The organism is Variovorax sp. PBL-E5 (genome assembly GCF_901827185.1).
Taxonomy (GTDB): Bacteria; Pseudomonadota; Gammaproteobacteria; order Burkholderiales; family Burkholderiaceae_C; genus Variovorax.
The window spans coordinates 3,220,147-3,236,175 of record NZ_LR594671.1 but is presented as its reverse complement, the minus strand read 5'-3'; the positions used below and the strand labels follow the sequence as shown (position 1 = coordinate 3,236,175).

Below are 16,029 nucleotides of genomic sequence, written 5' to 3'. Positions count from 1 at the left end.
GAGTCATTCGATTTCGGCGATGAGCTCGATCTCGACGCAAGCGCCCATCGGAATCTGCGCGACACCGAAGGCGCTGCGCGCGTGCGCGCCCTTGTCGCCGAAGACCTCGGCCATCAGTTCGCTCGCACCGTTGGTGACCAGGTGCTGCTCGGTGAAGCTCGCGGTCGAGTTGACCAGGCTCATCAGCTTGACGATGCGCCGGACCTTGTTCAGATCGCCGATGGCCGCATGCAGCGTGCCGAGCAGGTCGATCGCGATTGCGCGCGCGGCCTGTCGGCCCTCGGCCGTCTCGATGCCGGCGCCGAACTGGCCGACCCAGGGCTTGCCGTCCTTCCTCGCGATGTGGCCGGAGAGGAAGACCAGGTTGCCGGTCTGCACGAAGGGCACATAGGCCGCGGCCGGCGTGGCAACGGGCGGCAGCGTGATGCCGAGGCTGGTGAGTTTGTCGTAGATGCTCATGAGGGTTCCTTGTCCTGGTGGTTCGGGGTTTGATTTTGCGATTGCGATTGCGATTGCGATTGCGCGGCCCGTGCCGCTTCCTCGCGCAGCTCTTCGAGCGGCTGCACGGTGACCCGCACGTCGAGCGTATGCCGCGCGCCGCCGTGCAGCACGCCGCGCATCGGCGAGACATCGGCGTAGTCGCGGCCGATGGCGAGCATGACGTAATCCGCGCCGGGCTGGCGGCCGTTGGTCGGATCGAAGCCGCTCCAGTCGCCGGGCCCCTCGGTGCCCGGCAGATAGACCGACACCCAGGCATGCGAGGCGTCGGCGCCGACCAGGCGCGGTTCGCCCGGCGGCGGCTGTGTCAGCAGATAGCCGCTGACATAGCGCGCCGGCAATCCCATGGTGCGCAGGCACGCGATCATGATGTGGGCGAAGTCCTGGCACACGCCCTTGCGCTGCGCCAGCGCCTCGATGGCCGGCGTGTTGATCTCGGTGCTCTCGGCGTCGTAGACGAAGTCGCGATGCATGCGCAGCGCCAGGTCCATGGCCGCGTCGAACAGCGGCCGGCCGGGCACGAAGCTGGGCCGCGCATAGGCCGCGAAGTCCTCGTGCCGCGGCACGTAGGTCGACGGAAAGACGAATTCGCAGGCCGGGTCGAAGGCTGCGCCCTTGGCATAGCGGAAACGCTCGCGCACCGCTTCCCAGGGCAGCGCGCGGTCGGCCGCCGGCGAGAGCTGCGGCACCGCGGTCTCGACCACGCTCTCGGCGGTGACCACCAGTTCGTCATGCGTGGAATCGAGTGCGAAGAAGGCGCGCGCATTGCCGTAGACATCGGGCGACTCGCTGCGTTGCGCGGGCGCAGGCTCGATCGTGAGCGCGTGGCTCACCAGGCGCTGCGAAGCGCAGGCGATCGGCTTCAGGTGCGCCAGGTGCTGCGCCGTCTCGACCGGCGGTGCATAGGCATAGCGGGTTTCGTGCGTGACGTGGAGCAGCATGGGGGTCAGGCGCCGACGGAGCGTACCGGGTCGGAAGTCAAGGTGAAGTAGCGGATGCCGATCGCATCCGACACATGGTAGGCCGCGGTCTCGCAGGCTCCCAGCAACTGCTCCAGCGCCGGATAGCGGGCCGCTGGCCCGGCTTCGCACAGCCGCTCGAGCGTCCAGCCGGCGGGATCGGGCAGCTCGTGCGAAAGCGCGCTCAGCTTGCCCGGCGCGCTGCCGGCCAGCCGCGCGATGCGCCCGCGCAGCGTCTGCGTGACCCAGGCCAGCGAGCGCGGGTTGTCGCCGTCGAGCACCAGCAGGTCGACCATGGTCGCGACATCGCGCCGCTGCTGGTAGCGCGCATGGAAGGTGATGGTGCTGTCGAAGAGCGCGATCATGGCCTCGAAGCCGCTGACCTCGTGCACCGAGGCGGTCTCGAAGCCGGCCTGCAGCGCGCTCGACAGGAAGCCGAGCCGCTCGATATGGCGGCCGATCGACAGCAGCCGCCAGGCATCGTCGCGCGTCATGCGGTCGGTCTGTGCGCCGGTGATGGCGGCCAGTGCGCCGCTCGCCGATTCGAGGTTGCGCAGCGCGGCGCCGCTCGCATAGCCGCCGTCGCCGGCCTCGTCGGCCAGTTCGGCCGAGCGGCGCAGGAATTCGTTCTCGGCGCGCACGATCTGGTTCCAGTGGTCCTGCGACAGCCGCTCGCGCACCGCGGCAGCCGCCTGCCGGATGCAGCGCAGGCTGTAGCCGACGCTGCCGCCGCGTTCGACATCGCCCAGCTCCGCGATCAGCGCGCGCTCGAACACGCGCCGCGATCGCGGCGGGCTCGGCACTTCGCGCGGCACCAGCGCATTGCGCACCGCCATGCCGTGCAGCCAGGTCAGCAGGGCGGGCGAAGAAAGATCCTCGCCGCCCAGCAGGTCGAGCGTGAGCCGTGCGAGGCGCACCGCGTTCTCGGCGCGCTCGGTGTAGCGGCCGAGCCAGAACATGTTCTCGGCGGCGCGGCTTGTCACCGGCGCGCGATGCCGCGCGAGCGAGGCCGGCGTTGCGTGCGGCTGCAGCCGCGTGCTGCGGTCGACCTCGCCGCGCGTCTGCATCTGCACCCAGACGTCGGCGCTGCTGCCGCCGCGCTGCATCGACGCGATCTGGGCCGAGGCGTCCAGCAGCCGCGCGAGGCCGCCGGGCAGCACGCGCCAGGACTGCGCGCCGTCGCTGACCGCGAACACGCGCAGCAGCACCGAGCGCGGCGCGATCCGGCCGGGCCCGACGCGCTGCGACCAGGTGGGCATCTGCGACATCGGCAGGTAGCTCTGCACCGTGTGCTCGTCGCCCTGGCGCACGATGCGGCCGGCCCATTCGTCGAGTTCGCGCCGGCTCATGCGGCTGCCGAGCACGGCGTCGAAATTGGTGTGCGTGTCGTAGCCGGCGTAGGTGGATTTGATCGCGCAATCGCGCAGCTGCGGCAGCACCGCTTCCATGGCGGCGCGTTCGCCGCACCACCAGGTCGGCAGCGCCGGCAGTTGCAGCTTCTCGCCGATCAGGCGGCGCGCCAGCGCGGGCAGGAAGCCGAGCAGCGCCGGCGATTCGAGAAAGGCCGAGCCGGGCATGTTGGCCACCAGCACGTTGCCGGCGCGGATCGCCTGCAGCAGACCCGGCACGCCGAGCGTGGAGTCGGGCCTGAGCTCGAGCGGATCGAGGAACTCGTCGTCCAGGCGCTTGATGAGCCCGTGCACCGGGCGCAGGCCCTGCAGCGTCTTCAGGTACAGGCGCTGGTCGCGCACCGTGAGGTCGCTGCCTTCGACCAGCGTGATGCCGAGGTAGCGCGCGAGGTAGGCATGCTCGAAGTAGGTTTCGCTGTACGGCCCCGGCGTCAGCAGCACGACGTGCGGCGGCGCGCCGGCCGGGCACATGTGCTGCAGGCCTTCCATCATCGCGCTGTAGGTCGCGGCCATGCGCTGCACGTGCAGCGCCTCGAAGGCCTGCGGGAACTGGCGCGAGATCGCGAGCCGGTTCTCGATCAGATAGCCGAGGCCCGAGGGCGCCTGCGTGCGTTGCGAGACGACCCACCAGTTGCCGTCGGGTCCGCGCGCCAGGTCGAAGGCGGCGATGTGCAGCCAGGTGTCGCCGGGCGGCGCGACGCCGTGCATCGCGCGCAGGTAGCCCGGATGGCCCTGCACCAGCGCCGGCGGCAGCAGGCCTTCGGCCAGCAGTTGCTGCGCGCCGTAGACATCGGCCATCACGCGGTCGAGCACGCGCACGCGCTGCAGCACGCCGGCCTCGATCTGCGCCCAGCTGTCGGGCGAGACGATCAGCGGGAAGAGATCGAGCGACCAGGGCCGCTGCGGACCGTCGGCGTCCGCATAGACGTTGTAAGTGACGCCGTTGTCGCGGATCTGCCGCTCGAGGTTGATCGAGCGCCGCGGCAGATCGCCGAAGCCGCCGGCGCCGAGATGCTCGAAGAACGCGGACCAGGCGGGTGCGAGCGGCGGGCGTTCTTCGGTGGCCGGGTCGTCGCCGGTGGCCGGCCGCACGGACGGGGCGGAGGACGCATCGTGCAGCGGCGCCGGCTGCGAGGCGACGCCGGTGGCAGATGGCTCCGGCGGTGTCGGCGCGCCGCGCAATTCGTCGAAGTGTCCGGGCGCTGCGGCGGGGGCGAGCGCCGACGCGAGCACGGCCGGTGCTTCCAGCGCCGGTGCGTCGAAGAGAGATTCGTTCAGTGAGTCCACGATCCGTGGATTGTCACATCACCCCCGTCAGCGTCGCAGATCCAGCGTGAACGGGAATTCGCGGCTGCCCGCCAGCTCGATGGTCGCCGGCGGCGTGCTCATCGGCCCCGGCGTATGGCCCATGCGCGAGAAGCGCGAATGGCGACGGCTCTCGGCCTCGTAGGCATTGACCGGGAAGGTGTCGTAGTTGCGGCCGCCCGGATGCGCGACGAAGTACTGGCAGCCGCCGAGCGAGCGCTTCATCCAGGTGTCGACGATGTCGAAGGTGAGCGGCGCATGGGCGCCGATGCCCGGGTGCAGCGCCGAGGGCGGGTTCCAGGCCTTGTAGCGCACGCCGGCCACGAATTCGCCCACCGTGCCGGTGGGCTGCAGCGGCAGCACGCGGCCGTTGACGGTGATCACGTGGCGGCTTTCGTTGAGGCCGGTCGCGCGCACCTCGATGCGCTCCAGCGACGAATCGACATAGCGCACGGTGCCGCCGGCCGAGCCTTCCTCGCCCATCACGTGCCACGGTTCGAGCGCGTTGCGCAGCGACAGCTCGATGCCCATCGCCTGCACTTGCCCGACGAGCGGGAAGCGGAATTCGAGATGCGGTGCGAACCAGTCGGCATCGAAGCCGAAGCCGGCCTGGCGCATCTCGGCGATGACGTCCGCGAAGTCCATCTTCACGAAGGTCGGCAGCAGGAAGCGGTCGTGCAGCTCGGTGCCCCAGCGCGTCGCGGGCGCCTGGCAGGGCGCATCCCAGAAGCGGGCGACGAAGGCGCGCAGCAGGAGCTGCTGCGCGATGCTCATGCGCGCATGCGGCGGCATCTCGAAGGCGCGCAGCTCCAGCAGGCCGAGGCGGCCGGTGCTCGAATCGGGCGAATAGAGCTTGTCGATGCAGAACTCGCTGCGGTGCGTGTTGCCGGTGACGTCGACCAGGATGTTGCGCAGCGTGCGGTCCACCAGCCAGGGCGGCATGTTCTGGCCGTGGATCTCGCGGTTGCGTGCGATCTGCTTGAGCGCGATCTCGAGTTCGTAGAGCTGGTCGTTGCGCGCCTCGTCGACGCGCGGCGCCTGGCTGGTCGGCCCGATGAACAGGCCCGAGAACAGGTAGCTGAGCGACGGATGGTTGTGCCAGTAGAGCAGCAGGCTGGCGAGCAGTTCGGGCCGGCGCAGGAAGGGGCTGTCGGCCGGTGTCGCGCCGCCGAGCACGAAATGGTTGCCGCCGCCGGTGCCGGTATGGCGGCCGTCGGTCATGAACTTCTCGGCCGACAGGCGCGTCTCGAACGCGGCGTTGTAGAGGAACTCGGTGTGGTCGACCAGCTCGCGCCAGTTGTGCGCGGGATGGATGTTGACCTCGATCACGCCCGGGTCGGGCGTGACCTGCAGCATCTTCAGGCGCGGATCGCGCGGTGGCGGATAGCCTTCCATCACGATGCGCACGCCGAGTTCGCGCGCGGTGGCCTCGACTGCGGCGACGAGATCGAGGTAGTCCTCCAGCCGCGCCAGCGGCGGCATGAAGACGTAGAGCACGCCCGAGGCGCTGCCTACCTTTTCTGCCGCCGGGCCATTGGCGCGGCGCGGGTCGCGCACCTCGACGCACAGCGCGGTGCGCGTGACCCAGCCGGCCGATTCGCCGCGTTGCGGCTGGCGCGTCGCGGCTGCATCGACGCCGGCCATCGCGTTCGCCTCGGTGCCGGCATCGCCCATCGCGGCCGTGCGGCTTCGCGCGGCCTGCAGCCGCAGCGCAACCGACGATTGCTGCGGCGTGCCGAAGGCGTAGGGCACGGTGCCGATGTCGGCCGCCTGCGCACCCTCACCGGTCGCATGGCGCGCACGCAGTGTTTCGGCACTCGGCAACACGGCGCGCGGCGCGGTCGGATCGCGCTCGATCAGGTAGGGATAGTCGCTCTTGCTCGCCCAGGGCTGCGAATCGAGCGGCAGCCGATAGCCCATCGGCGAATCGCCGGGGATCAGGTACATGCGGTCGTCGCGCAGGAACCAGGGACCGGTCTTCCACCCCGGGCCGGCGAGCGCGGGTGCATCGATGTCGGCATTCGCGGCCTCGATCGGCAGCATGTAGCCGATCACGGCATCGAGCTTCTGCGTGAACACGCGCCGCAGGCGCACGCGTTCGAGTTCGTCGTCGAGCTTCGAATCGAAGGGATCGACATTGACCGGCAGGCGGCGCTCGCGCCAGAGGTAGTAGTAGGTGTCCTCGTAGCCGGCCTGCACGAAACGGTCGGTCAGGCCGAGCTTGCCCGCCAGCGCGCTCGTGAAGCGGCGCGCATGCTCGCTGGTGTAGTGCGTGGGATGGCGCTCGTCCGCGAACAGCGCGGGGTCGTGCCACAGCGCCTGGCCGTCGGCGCGCCAGAAGATCGACAGCGCCCAGCGCGGCAGCTGTTCGCCCGGGTACCACTTGCCCTGGCCGAAATGCAGGAAGCCGCCCTGGCCGTATTCGGCGCGCAGCTTGTGCACGAGTTCGGTCGCGTAGCCGCGCTTGGTGGGGCCGAGCGCGTCGGTGTTCCACTCGGCGGCATCGCGGTCGCTGGTCGCCACGAAGGTCGGCTCGCCGCCCATCGTGAGGCGCACGTCGCCGGCCGCGAGGCGCGCATCGACGGCGTCGCCGAGCGCCAGCACCTCGGCCCATTGCGCTTCGGTGTAGGGCTTGGTCACGCGCGGCGATTCGTGGATGCGCGTGACGGTCATCTCGTGGCCGAACTCGACCTCGGCATGGTCGACCCCGCCTTCGATCGGCGCCGCGCTCGACGGCGTCGGCGTGCAGGCGAGCGGGATATGGCCTTCGCCGGCCATCAGGCCCGAGGTGGCATCGAGGCCGATCCAGCCGGCGCCGGGCAGGTAGACCTCGCACCATGCATGCAGGTCGGTGAAGTCGACCGTGGTGCCGCTCGGGCCATCGAGCGCCTTGACGTCGGGCGTGAGCTGGATCAGGTAGCCCGAGACGAAGCGCGCCGCAAGGCCGACATGCCGCAGCAACTGGACCAGCAGCCAGCCCGAGTCGCGGCAGGAGCCGGAGCCGTTGGCGAGCGTCTGTTCGGGCGTCTGCACGCCGGGCTCCATGCGGATCAGGTAGTCGACGTCCTTCTGCACCTGCTGGTTGAGGCCGACCAGGAAGTCGATGGTGCGCTGCGGCTTGCGGTCGATCTTGTCGAGATAGGCCTGCACCAGGGGCGTGGCCGGGTCGGCCACGAGGTAGGGCGCGAGTTCCTGCGACTGCGATTCGGTGTAGGTGAAGGGGAAGTTCTCGGCCTGCGGCTCGAGGAAGAAGTCGAAGGGGTTGTAGACCGCCATCTCGACCACGAGGTCGACCGTGACCTTGAAGTCCCGCGTCTTCTCGGGGAACACCAGGCGCGCCTGGTAGTTCGCGAACGGATCCTGCTGCCAGTTGATGAAGTGCTGCTCGGGCTCGACCCGCAGCGAGTACGAGATCACCTGGCTGCGGCAATGCGGCGCCGGCCGCAGCCGGATCACCTGCGGCCCGAGCTGCACCGGGCGGTCGTATCGGTAGTGCGTGACGTGGTGGAGAGCGGCGTGGATGGACATTTTTTCTCGTGACGTCGAGCGGGCCTCGGGTGAGACGCATACTAGCCCACGCAGATAGCAATTAGCGCGCCACAGAACAAGCGCAAGGGATGGATTGCAAGATGTCGTCGGGAGTTTTCGTTTGACGCCGGGCCCGGAAACGCGTGGCCTCGGTGCCTTTGCCGTGATGGCGGGCTCGGTGCCGGGCGCGGCGCTGCAATTGCAGCAGGCGGCGCTGTGGCGCTGGTGGATCTATGCGGCGATGCTTGCGGCCGCGGTAGCGGGGATGGGGTTGCTGCGTGTGGGCCGCCGCTTGCCGCGCGGCCTCGGCATGCTCGCCGCGGCGCTGCTGCTGGGCGTGCTGGCCGGTGTCGGCGCCGCAGGCTGGCGATCGGCCTGGTATGCGGACGACGCGCTCGCGCCGGCGCTGGAAGGTCGCGACGTGGACGTGGTGGGCGTGGTCGCGCAGATGCCGCAACGCAGCGAGGCTGCCGCGCGCTTCCCGCTCGAAGTCGAGTCGGTGCGCTGGGCCGATGGTGCGACGAAGGAGGGCGGCCCGCCGCGCGTGCCGCCGCGCATCGCGCTCGGCTGGTATGCGGACAACACCGGCCTCTGGGGCCGCGCGTCCGACGACCCCTCGCTGCAAAGAGCGGCGAGCGGCCTGCCCGCGCCCGTGCATGCCGGCGAGCGCTGGCGCATGACGGTGCGGCTCAAGGCGCCGCATGGCAGCCTCAATCCGCATGGCTTCGACGAGGAATTGCGGCTGTGGGAGCAGGGCGAACAGGCCACCGGCTACGTGCGCACCGGCGCCCATGACGCGCGCCCCGAGCGCATCGGCGACACCTGGCGCCATCCGGTCGAGCGAGCGCGCGAGGCCGTGCGCGATGCGGTCTTCGAGCGCGTCGCCGACCGGCGCATGGCCGGCGTGATCGCCGCGCTCGTCACCGGCGACCAGAACGCGATCGAGCGCGCCGATTGGGATGTGTTTCGCGCCACCGGCGTGGCGCACCTGATGTCGATCTCAGGTTTGCACATCACCATGTTTGCCTGGCTTGCCGCACTGGCAGTCGGCGCGCTCTGGCGCCGCAGCGGCCGGCTGATGCTGTGGTGGCCGGCGCAGCAGGCCGGTCTGGTCGGCGGCGTGCTGCTGGCGACGCTCTATTCGGTCTTCAGCGGCTGGGGCGTGCCGTCGCAGCGCACCGTGCTGATGCTGGTCACGGTCGGTCTGCTGCGTCTCGCCGGGCGTCGCTGGCCCTGGCCTTTCGTCTGGCTGTGCGCCTGTGCGGTCGTTGTGGGGGTCGATCCCTGGGCGTTGATGCAGGCGGGCTTCTGGCTGAGCTTCGTGGCCGTCGGCGTGCTGTTTGCTGCCGATCCCGGATCGCAGGGCGAAGGCCGGCCCGGCTGGATGGGCCGGGCGGCGCGGCTGTGGCACGAGCAATGGGTCGTGACGCTGGCGCTGACGCCACTCGGCCTGCTGCTGTTCCAGCAGATCTCCGTCGTCGGCCTCCTGGCCAACGCGGTCGCGATCCCCTGGGTCACGCTCGTGGTCACGCCGCTCGCCATGCTCGGCGTCGCATGGGCGCCGCTGTGGGACGTGGCTGCCCGGTCGGTGCAGGTGCTGGCCTGGCTCCTCCAATGGCTGGCCAGTCTGCCCTTCGCGACCGTGTCGATGGCCGCGCCTCCCGTGTGGGCGGCCATGGCGGGCGTGGCCGGCGGCGTGCTGCTCGCGATGCGGCTGCCGTGGTCGATGCGCGCGCTCGGGTTGCCGCTGCTGCTGCCGGTGCTGCTGTGGCAGGCGCCACGCCCGGCCGCGGGCGAGTTCGAATTGCTGGCCGCGGACATCGGCCAGGGCAATGCGGTGCTGGTGCGCACCGCCACGCACAGCCTGCTCTACGACACCGGCCCGCGCTACAGCCTCGAAAGCGATGCCGGCCACCGCGTGCTGGTGCCGCTCTTGCGCGCCTTCGGCGAGCGGCTCGATCTGCTCGTGCTGAGCCACCGCGACAGCGACCACACCGGCGGCGCGCCCGCGGTGCTCGCGATGCAGCCGCAGGCGCGCCTGCTGAGTTCGATCGAGGCCGGGCATCCGCTGCAGGCCCTGCGGGCGGCGCAGCGCTGCGTGGCTGGCCAGCACTGGACCTGGGACGGCGTCGGGTTCGAGATCGTCCATCCGCTCGCGGACGACTACACGCCATCGGTCAAGCCCAATGCCGTCTCCTGCGTGCTGCGCATCGACAACGGCCATGCGTCGGCGCTGCTGGCCGGCGACATCGAGCGGCTGCAGGAGATGGCGCTGGCGGGCCGGTCGACGGCCCTGCATGCCGACGTGCTGCTGGCGCCGCACCACGGCAGCAAGACCTCGTCGAGCCCCTTCCTGCTCGATGCCGTGCAGCCGCGCATCACGCTGGTCCAGGCCGGCTGGCGCAACCGCTTCGGCCATCCGGCGCCGGAGGTGATCGCGCGTTACCGCGCGCGCGGCATCGCCGTCGTCGACTCGCCGCACTGCGGCGCGGCCACGTGGTCAAGCGTGGTTCCGGGCACCGTGAAATGCGAGCGGCAGGAGGCCCGGCGCTACTGGCATCACCTCGTGCCCTGAGCCGAATTTGATGGCGGGCGCCTCGCAGGGGCGCGAAATCCGACGGACTTTGGCCTCGAACTTGCTAAGCTACGGCCAAGGAGATTGGTCGTCCCATGCACAAATTCGACGAGATGTACGAGCAGCTGCCCTACCACGGCGCAGCGGTGCGAAATCACTACAAGCGCTACGACCAATGGCTCGCGCAGCAGCCTGGCGAGGTGATGCGATCGCGGCGCGAAGAGGCCGAAATGATCTTCCGCCGCGTCGGCATCACCTTCGCGGTCTACGGCGCGAAGGACGAGGACGGCTCCGGCACCGAGCGCCTGATTCCCTTCGACCTGCTGCCGCGCATCATCCCGGCGCACGAGTGGGAGAGCATGGAAAAAGGCCTGGTGCAGCGCGTGACCGCGCTCAACCGCTTCATCCACGACGTCTACCACGACCAGGAAATCATCAAGGCCGGCGTCGTGCCGGCCGAGCAGATCCTGAACAACGCACAGTACCGGCCCGAGATGGCCGGCGTGAAGGTGCCCAACGACATCTACTCGCACATCTCCGGCATCGACATCGTGCGCGCACCCGACGCCGACGGCAAGGGCGAGTACTACGTGCTGGAGGACAACCTGCGCGTGCCCAGCGGCGTGAGCTACATGCTGGAGAACCGCAAGATGATGATGCGGCTCTTCCCCGACCTGTTCAGCCAGAACCGCGTCGCGCCGGTCGCCCACTATCCCGACCTGCTGCTCGAAACCTTGCGCGCCTCCGCACCGCCCGCGACCGCCGAGCCGACGGTGGTGGTGCTCACGCCCGGCATGTACAACAGCGCCTACTTCGAGCATGCCTTCCTCGCGCAGCAGATGGGCATCGAGCTGGTCGAGGGGCAGGACCTCTTCGTCAAGGACGACTTCGTCTACATGCGCACCACGCGCGGGCCGAAGCGGGTGGACGTGATCTACCGGCGCGTGGACGATGATTTTCTCGACCCCGAAGTGTTCCGCCCGACCTCGACGCTGGGCACCGCGGGCCTGATGCGCGCCTACCGCGAAGGCAACGTCGTGATCTGCAATGCGGTCGGCACCGGCGTGGCGGACGACAAGTCCATCTACCCCTATGTGCCGAAGATGATCGAGTTCTACCTGAACGAGAAGCCGATCCTCAAGAACGTGCCGACCTACATGTGCCGCAACAAGGACGAGCTCGACTACACGATGGCCAACATGAAGGACCTCGTGGTCAAGGAAGTGCACGGCGCCGGCGGCTACGGCATGCTGATCGGCCCGGCCGCGACGCAGGCCGAGATCGAGGACTTCAAGAAGGCCGTGCTGGCCAAACCCGACGGCTACATCGCGCAGCCGACGCTCGCGCTGTCGACCTCGCCGACCTTCGTCGAGGCCGGCATCGCGCCGCGCCACATCGACCTGCGGCCTTTCGTGCTGTCGGGCAAGGAAGTGCAGATGGTGCCCGGCGGACTGACGCGGGTCGCGCTCAAGGAAGGCTCGCTGGTGGTCAATTCGTCGCAGGGCGGCGGCACCAAGGACACCTGGATCCTCGAGGCCGATCGCAGCGCCAGGCCGCGCGTGCCGGCGCAGTCGCAAACGCAAGCGCAAGCGCAAACCCCGTCGACCTGACCGCAAGAGGAGATCGCACCATGTTGTCACGCACCGCCGATCACCTCTACTGGATGTCGCGCTACACCGAGCGCGCGGAGAACACCGCGCGCATGCTCGACGTCAACTACCAGACTTCGCTGCTGCCGCAGTCGGCCGAGGTCGCCAAGTACGGCTGGCAGGGGCTGCTGTCGATCAGCGAACTGCTGCCGCTCTTCAACGAGAAGCATGCGCACATCGCGCCGCGCGAGGTGATGGAGTTCATGGTCCGGGATGAATCCAATCCCTCGTCGATCCTGTCGTGCCTGCGGGCGGCGCGCGAGAACGCGCGCGCGGTGCGCGGCGCGCTCACCACCGAGGCCTGGGAGACGCAGAACACGACCTGGCTCGAGGTCAACCGCATGCTGCGCGCCGGCGATTTCGAGCGCGACCCGGGGCAGTTCTTCGAGTGGGTCAAGTTCCGCTCGCACCTGTCGCGCGGCGTGACGCTGGGCACCATGCTGCAGGACGAGGCCTTTTATTTCTCGCGCCTCGGTACTTTTCTCGAACGCGCGGACAACACGGCGCGGCTGGTCGACGTCAAGTTCCATGCGCTCAACAGCGAGTTCTTCGGCGCCGCGACCGAGGAGGATCAGGAGTACGACTTCTACCATTGGAGCGCGATCCTGCGCAGCGTCTCGGCCTTCGAGGTGTACCGCAAGGTGTACCGTGACGTGATCAAGCCCGAGCGCGTGGCCGAGCTGCTGATGCTGCGTGTCGACATGCCGCGCTCACTGCATGCGAGTCTGCACGAAGTGGTGAGCAATCTCGACAAGGTCAAGAACGAGCAGAGCGCCGAAACGCAGCGGCGTGCGGGCAAGCTGCTGGCCGATTTGCAGTACGGACGGGTCGACGAGATTCTTGCGACCGGGTTGCATGCTTATCTGACGCAGTTTCTGGATCGTGTGAACGAGCTGGGGTGGCGGATCAGCCAGGATTTTCTGGTGCCTACGCACTGAACTCTTGCTCCCTCTCCCTCTGGGAGAGGGCTGGGGTGAGGGCATCGGGCCTTTGAACCGTTGTTGTCTTTGGTTGGGCCTGGAGCCGGGAATTCGCCCCGGCGGGCGAGTCACTTTCTTTTGCTTCGCCAAAAGAAAGTAACCAAAGAAAAGGCGACCCCACTGTGCGCGTCCCTTCGCTTCGCTACGGGCAACCTGCGGTGCTCGCTTTTCGGCGCGCGCAGAGGGGATGAGGGGCAACGCGCCATGGCGCGTGTTTGTGTTTCTCGGGCCGTCGCTTCGCTCGGCTGCGGAACAGCCAACAATATGGAGTGCGACTGCCAATCGGCGATTGCCGTTTGCTCGTTGCCAATTTCACTCTTCGTTTGCGGGTAGGCAGTATCGACGACCTCTGACCGCATCCACTGACCCATCCACGCAATCTTCGCACCGCACCGCCCCACACAAGGACGCGCCAAGGCGTGTTGACCCTCATCCCCTCTGTGCGTACCGAGGGTGCGCGTCTGGCGCGCAGCACGCATTTGGCATTGCGTTGAGCGCCGGCGGGCACCGCTGCTACTTTCATGCTGCACAGCCCGCAATTGCAGCCCGACGGCTCCGTTAGGTAGCAGACATCGTGCACCGGCGCCGAGTCACCCCGAGATCACGCGCCTAGAGTTCGTTGTGCGCCTGAGCCGGGCGGTTCCACGACTCGCCCGGCTTCCGCGCCCAATCGCTATCGGCTTAAGACTCGGGTCGCTGACCCCTCAGTCTTGCTTCCCGATCACGCCGTGTCACGCCGTCGATGCCGTCCCGGTGAAGGGACTCCACAAACCCGATCGCGAGTACGTGCAAGGAAATCGGAGATGGCGCCCCGCGTTTTGCGAATGGACACGGGCCGGGGGCATGCGTTGCGGATGGAAGCGGCCGTCCAGCATTCGCATCCCGGGCACTTTTCGCATGCGGCATCAGTGCGGTCTTGATGCCCGTGGCCACGCGACGACCGGGCGGTCTTAGTAGCGCGAGGAGAACCTCAAACTCTTGCCAGGAGGAAGACCACGTCGCAGTGCTTGCCCGATGATCCACTGATCCAACCAGTCACGAGGCTCCGCTCCTGAAGTGTTCGAAGCCTTCGAGCACGGCAGCGATCTTGCGATTGCCCTCATCAGCGCGGCGCCACACCAGGGAAATGCGGCGAAAGGGCGCAGTCCGTCCGAGGCTGAACTCCTGCACCTTGTAGGCTGCGAGCAATCGGCTCCTGGGTCGAGGCAGGATCGTCACGCCCATGCCCACCCCCACCATGGAGACGATCGCGTCCATTGAGCGCAGCTCCATCCGTGGGCGGAGGTGCGGAACCAGCAGGCGGGCTTGGCGAGCTGCGACGCGGCCACCCGACAGGCCCGTGTCGTAGCCAATCCACCCGTGCGTCTTCAGGAGTACGCGGGGTTCGGACTGCAGGACATCGGGGGGGGCCAGCATCACGTACGGCTGTCGATGCACCTCGTGCCACACCATCCGCGTGGAGCCGCCGTGTTCCGGCCGGGCGACTAGTGCGGCTTCTATCCGGCCCGCGCGCAGCTCGGCCAGCAGTTCGTCCGTGTCATTCAAAGGCGGTACTTGCACCTCGAGGGACGGATGCCGGCGGCCGAGCGTGCGAAGGGCCTCGGGCAACAAGTCGCTCTGCATGCTCGTGATCACGCCAAGACGAATTTTGCCTTCCACCATCAGGGACGGTTTCGAGCGAAGCGCCTCGATCCGATCGGCGAACTCCGATGCCGCGGACGCCACTTCGATCGCGAAGGGCGTGGGCCGGACCACACGAGTGCTCCGGTCGAAAAGTGGTTGACCCAAGTATTGCTCCAGCTGCTTGATCTGCAGGCTCACAGCGCTGGGTGTGCAGCCAACGGCAGCGCCGGCGGCGGTGAAGTTTCCGTGCACCAGGATGGCGCGAAGCGTCTGCAAGGTAGCGAGATTCATGAGTTTTTCCCACATTGGAAATTTGAATATATCAATTCTCTTAACAGGTCTCCCTGTCTAAATTACGGCTGTACCGCGCAGCACTCGCAGGCGGCGCAAACCATCCGAAGACTGAAGTCAATGAGAAGTTTCAAATCCCCGACCCTCGTCGACCTTCGAAGCGACACCGTGACCTTGCCAACCGACTCCATGTATGAACGGATGCGCCTCGCGCCGCTCGGGGACGACGGGCTGGATGGCGATCCCACGGCCATTGAGCTCGAGCAGCACACAGCGAGGCTTCTTGACAAGCCCGCAGGGCTGTATGCGCCGAGTGCGACCATGGCCAACTTGTTGGCCATCCTGGCGCAAGTCGATCGGCAAGGCGTCGTGTTGGCCGGGGCCGGCTCCCACATCTACACCGCGGAACGCGGAGCAGCCACATTTACCGGCGCCTTCTACCACCCCATCCCTGACCCCGAAGGAGCGCTGGACCTGCACGCGCTGGCAGCCGCATTGGCATCGACGAAAGGCAATCTTCAGGTCGGCCTGGTCTGCATCGAAACGTCGCATAACAACGAAGGTGGTGCAGTGGCTTCACTGGACCACATGCGCAAGGTGTTCGAGCTGTGCCGAGCATCCGGCGTGCGGGTGCATCTTGACGGTGCGCGGCTTTTCAACGCAGCGTTGGCACTCGGTGAGTCCGTGGCCAGCATCTGCAACCAAGCTGATACCGTCTCGGTGTGCCTGTCGAAAGGACTGAGCGCCCCGATGGGGGCCGTGCTGGTCGGGCCCGAACCGGTCATTCATCGAGCCCGCTGGCTGCGAAAGCTAATCGGAGGGGCGCAGCGTCAAGTCGGAATTTCCGCGGCGGCTGGCCTCGAAGCCCTGGGCTCACAGGTTGCGCGGCTGGCTGAAGACCACGCCACGGCCCAACAGCTCGCAGAGGGCTTGAGCGCAATTCCGGCACTGCGCGTCAAGCCGCCCCGGACCAACATCGTGCAGGTCAACGTGGCGGCAACCGGCATGACAGCCAAGCAGTGGGAGGCCCATCTACGCGAATGCCGCGTGCTGGTCCGGCCCTGGGGACCCCACCTGCTGCGCTGCGTGACGCATCGGCACGTAGACAAAACCTCCGTCACGAGCGCCGTCACCGCCTTCAGGTTGGTGGCAGAAGCCACGGCTACCGCTCCAAGCGTCTGAACTCCACCTCTTCGTCCTCCACTCACCGGT

General features: G+C 68.2%; 9 protein-coding genes. 4 read left to right on the top strand and 5 right to left on the bottom strand.

Annotated elements, in window-relative coordinates; translation table 11 throughout:
* Positions 1-3 precede the first annotated feature (3 nt).
* The 4 genes from WDLP6_RS15675 to WDLP6_RS15660 are packed head-to-tail and all read right to left on the bottom strand — an operon-like array spanning position 4 to position 7,699.
* Entirely contained in the window at positions 4-459 is a 456-nt protein-coding gene (locus tag WDLP6_RS15675) for a RidA family protein (RefSeq protein WP_162593085.1), read from the bottom strand.
* Entirely contained in the window at positions 456-1,439 is a 984-nt protein-coding gene (locus WDLP6_RS15670) for a transglutaminase family protein (protein ID WP_162593084.1), read from the bottom strand. Before WDLP6_RS15670 ends, WDLP6_RS15675 begins: the two co-directional genes overlap by 4 nt.
* A 5-nt stretch (positions 1,440-1,444) precedes the next feature.
* Positions 1,445-4,153 (bottom strand): circularly permuted type 2 ATP-grasp protein, encoded by a 2,709-nt coding sequence (locus WDLP6_RS15665; protein WP_162593083.1) that lies wholly within the window; start codon positions 4,151-4,153, stop codon positions 1,445-1,447.
* Between the two features lie 27 nt (positions 4,154-4,180).
* On the bottom strand, positions 4,181-7,699 hold the full coding sequence (locus WDLP6_RS15660; RefSeq protein WP_162593082.1) for a transglutaminase family protein: 3,519 nt from the start codon (positions 7,697-7,699) through the stop codon (positions 4,181-4,183).
* 166 nt (positions 7,700-7,865) lie between these two features.
* On the opposite strand from WDLP6_RS15660, the gene WDLP6_RS15655 reads away from it, so the two are divergent.
* The 3 genes from WDLP6_RS15655 to WDLP6_RS15645 all read left to right on the top strand — a co-directional run bounded on the left by WDLP6_RS15655 (position 7,866) and on the right by WDLP6_RS15645 (position 12,861).
* Positions 7,866-10,274 carry a DNA internalization-related competence protein ComEC/Rec2 gene (locus WDLP6_RS15655; protein WP_162595113.1) on the top strand — a complete coding sequence of 803 codons (2,409 nt, stop codon included), beginning with the start codon at positions 7,866-7,868 and terminating at the stop codon, positions 10,272-10,274.
* A 95-nt stretch (positions 10,275-10,369) separates the two neighbouring features.
* Complete coding sequence (locus tag WDLP6_RS15650) at positions 10,370-11,884, top strand: circularly permuted type 2 ATP-grasp protein (protein WP_162593081.1); 1,515 nt, start codon at positions 10,370-10,372, stop codon at positions 11,882-11,884.
* 20 nt (positions 11,885-11,904) lie between these two features.
* Positions 11,905-12,861: an alpha-E domain-containing protein gene (locus tag WDLP6_RS15645; protein ID WP_162568044.1), complete on the top strand. Its 957-nt coding sequence runs from the start codon at positions 11,905-11,907 to the stop codon at positions 12,859-12,861.
* A gap of 1,077 nt (positions 12,862-13,938) precedes the next feature.
* Here WDLP6_RS15645 and WDLP6_RS15640 read toward each other — a convergent pair.
* Positions 13,939-14,817 carry a LysR family transcriptional regulator gene (locus WDLP6_RS15640; protein ID WP_162593080.1) on the bottom strand — a complete coding sequence of 293 codons (879 nt, stop codon included), beginning with the start codon at positions 14,815-14,817 and terminating at the stop codon, positions 13,939-13,941.
* A 120-nt stretch (positions 14,818-14,937) separates the two neighbouring features.
* Here WDLP6_RS15640 and WDLP6_RS15635 point away from each other — a divergent pair, with 120 nt between their 5' ends.
* Positions 14,938-15,999 carry a threonine aldolase family protein gene (locus WDLP6_RS15635; RefSeq protein ID WP_162593079.1) on the top strand — a complete coding sequence of 354 codons (1,062 nt, stop codon included), beginning with the start codon at positions 14,938-14,940 and terminating at the stop codon, positions 15,997-15,999.
* The last annotated feature ends 30 nt before the right edge of the window (positions 16,000-16,029 follow it).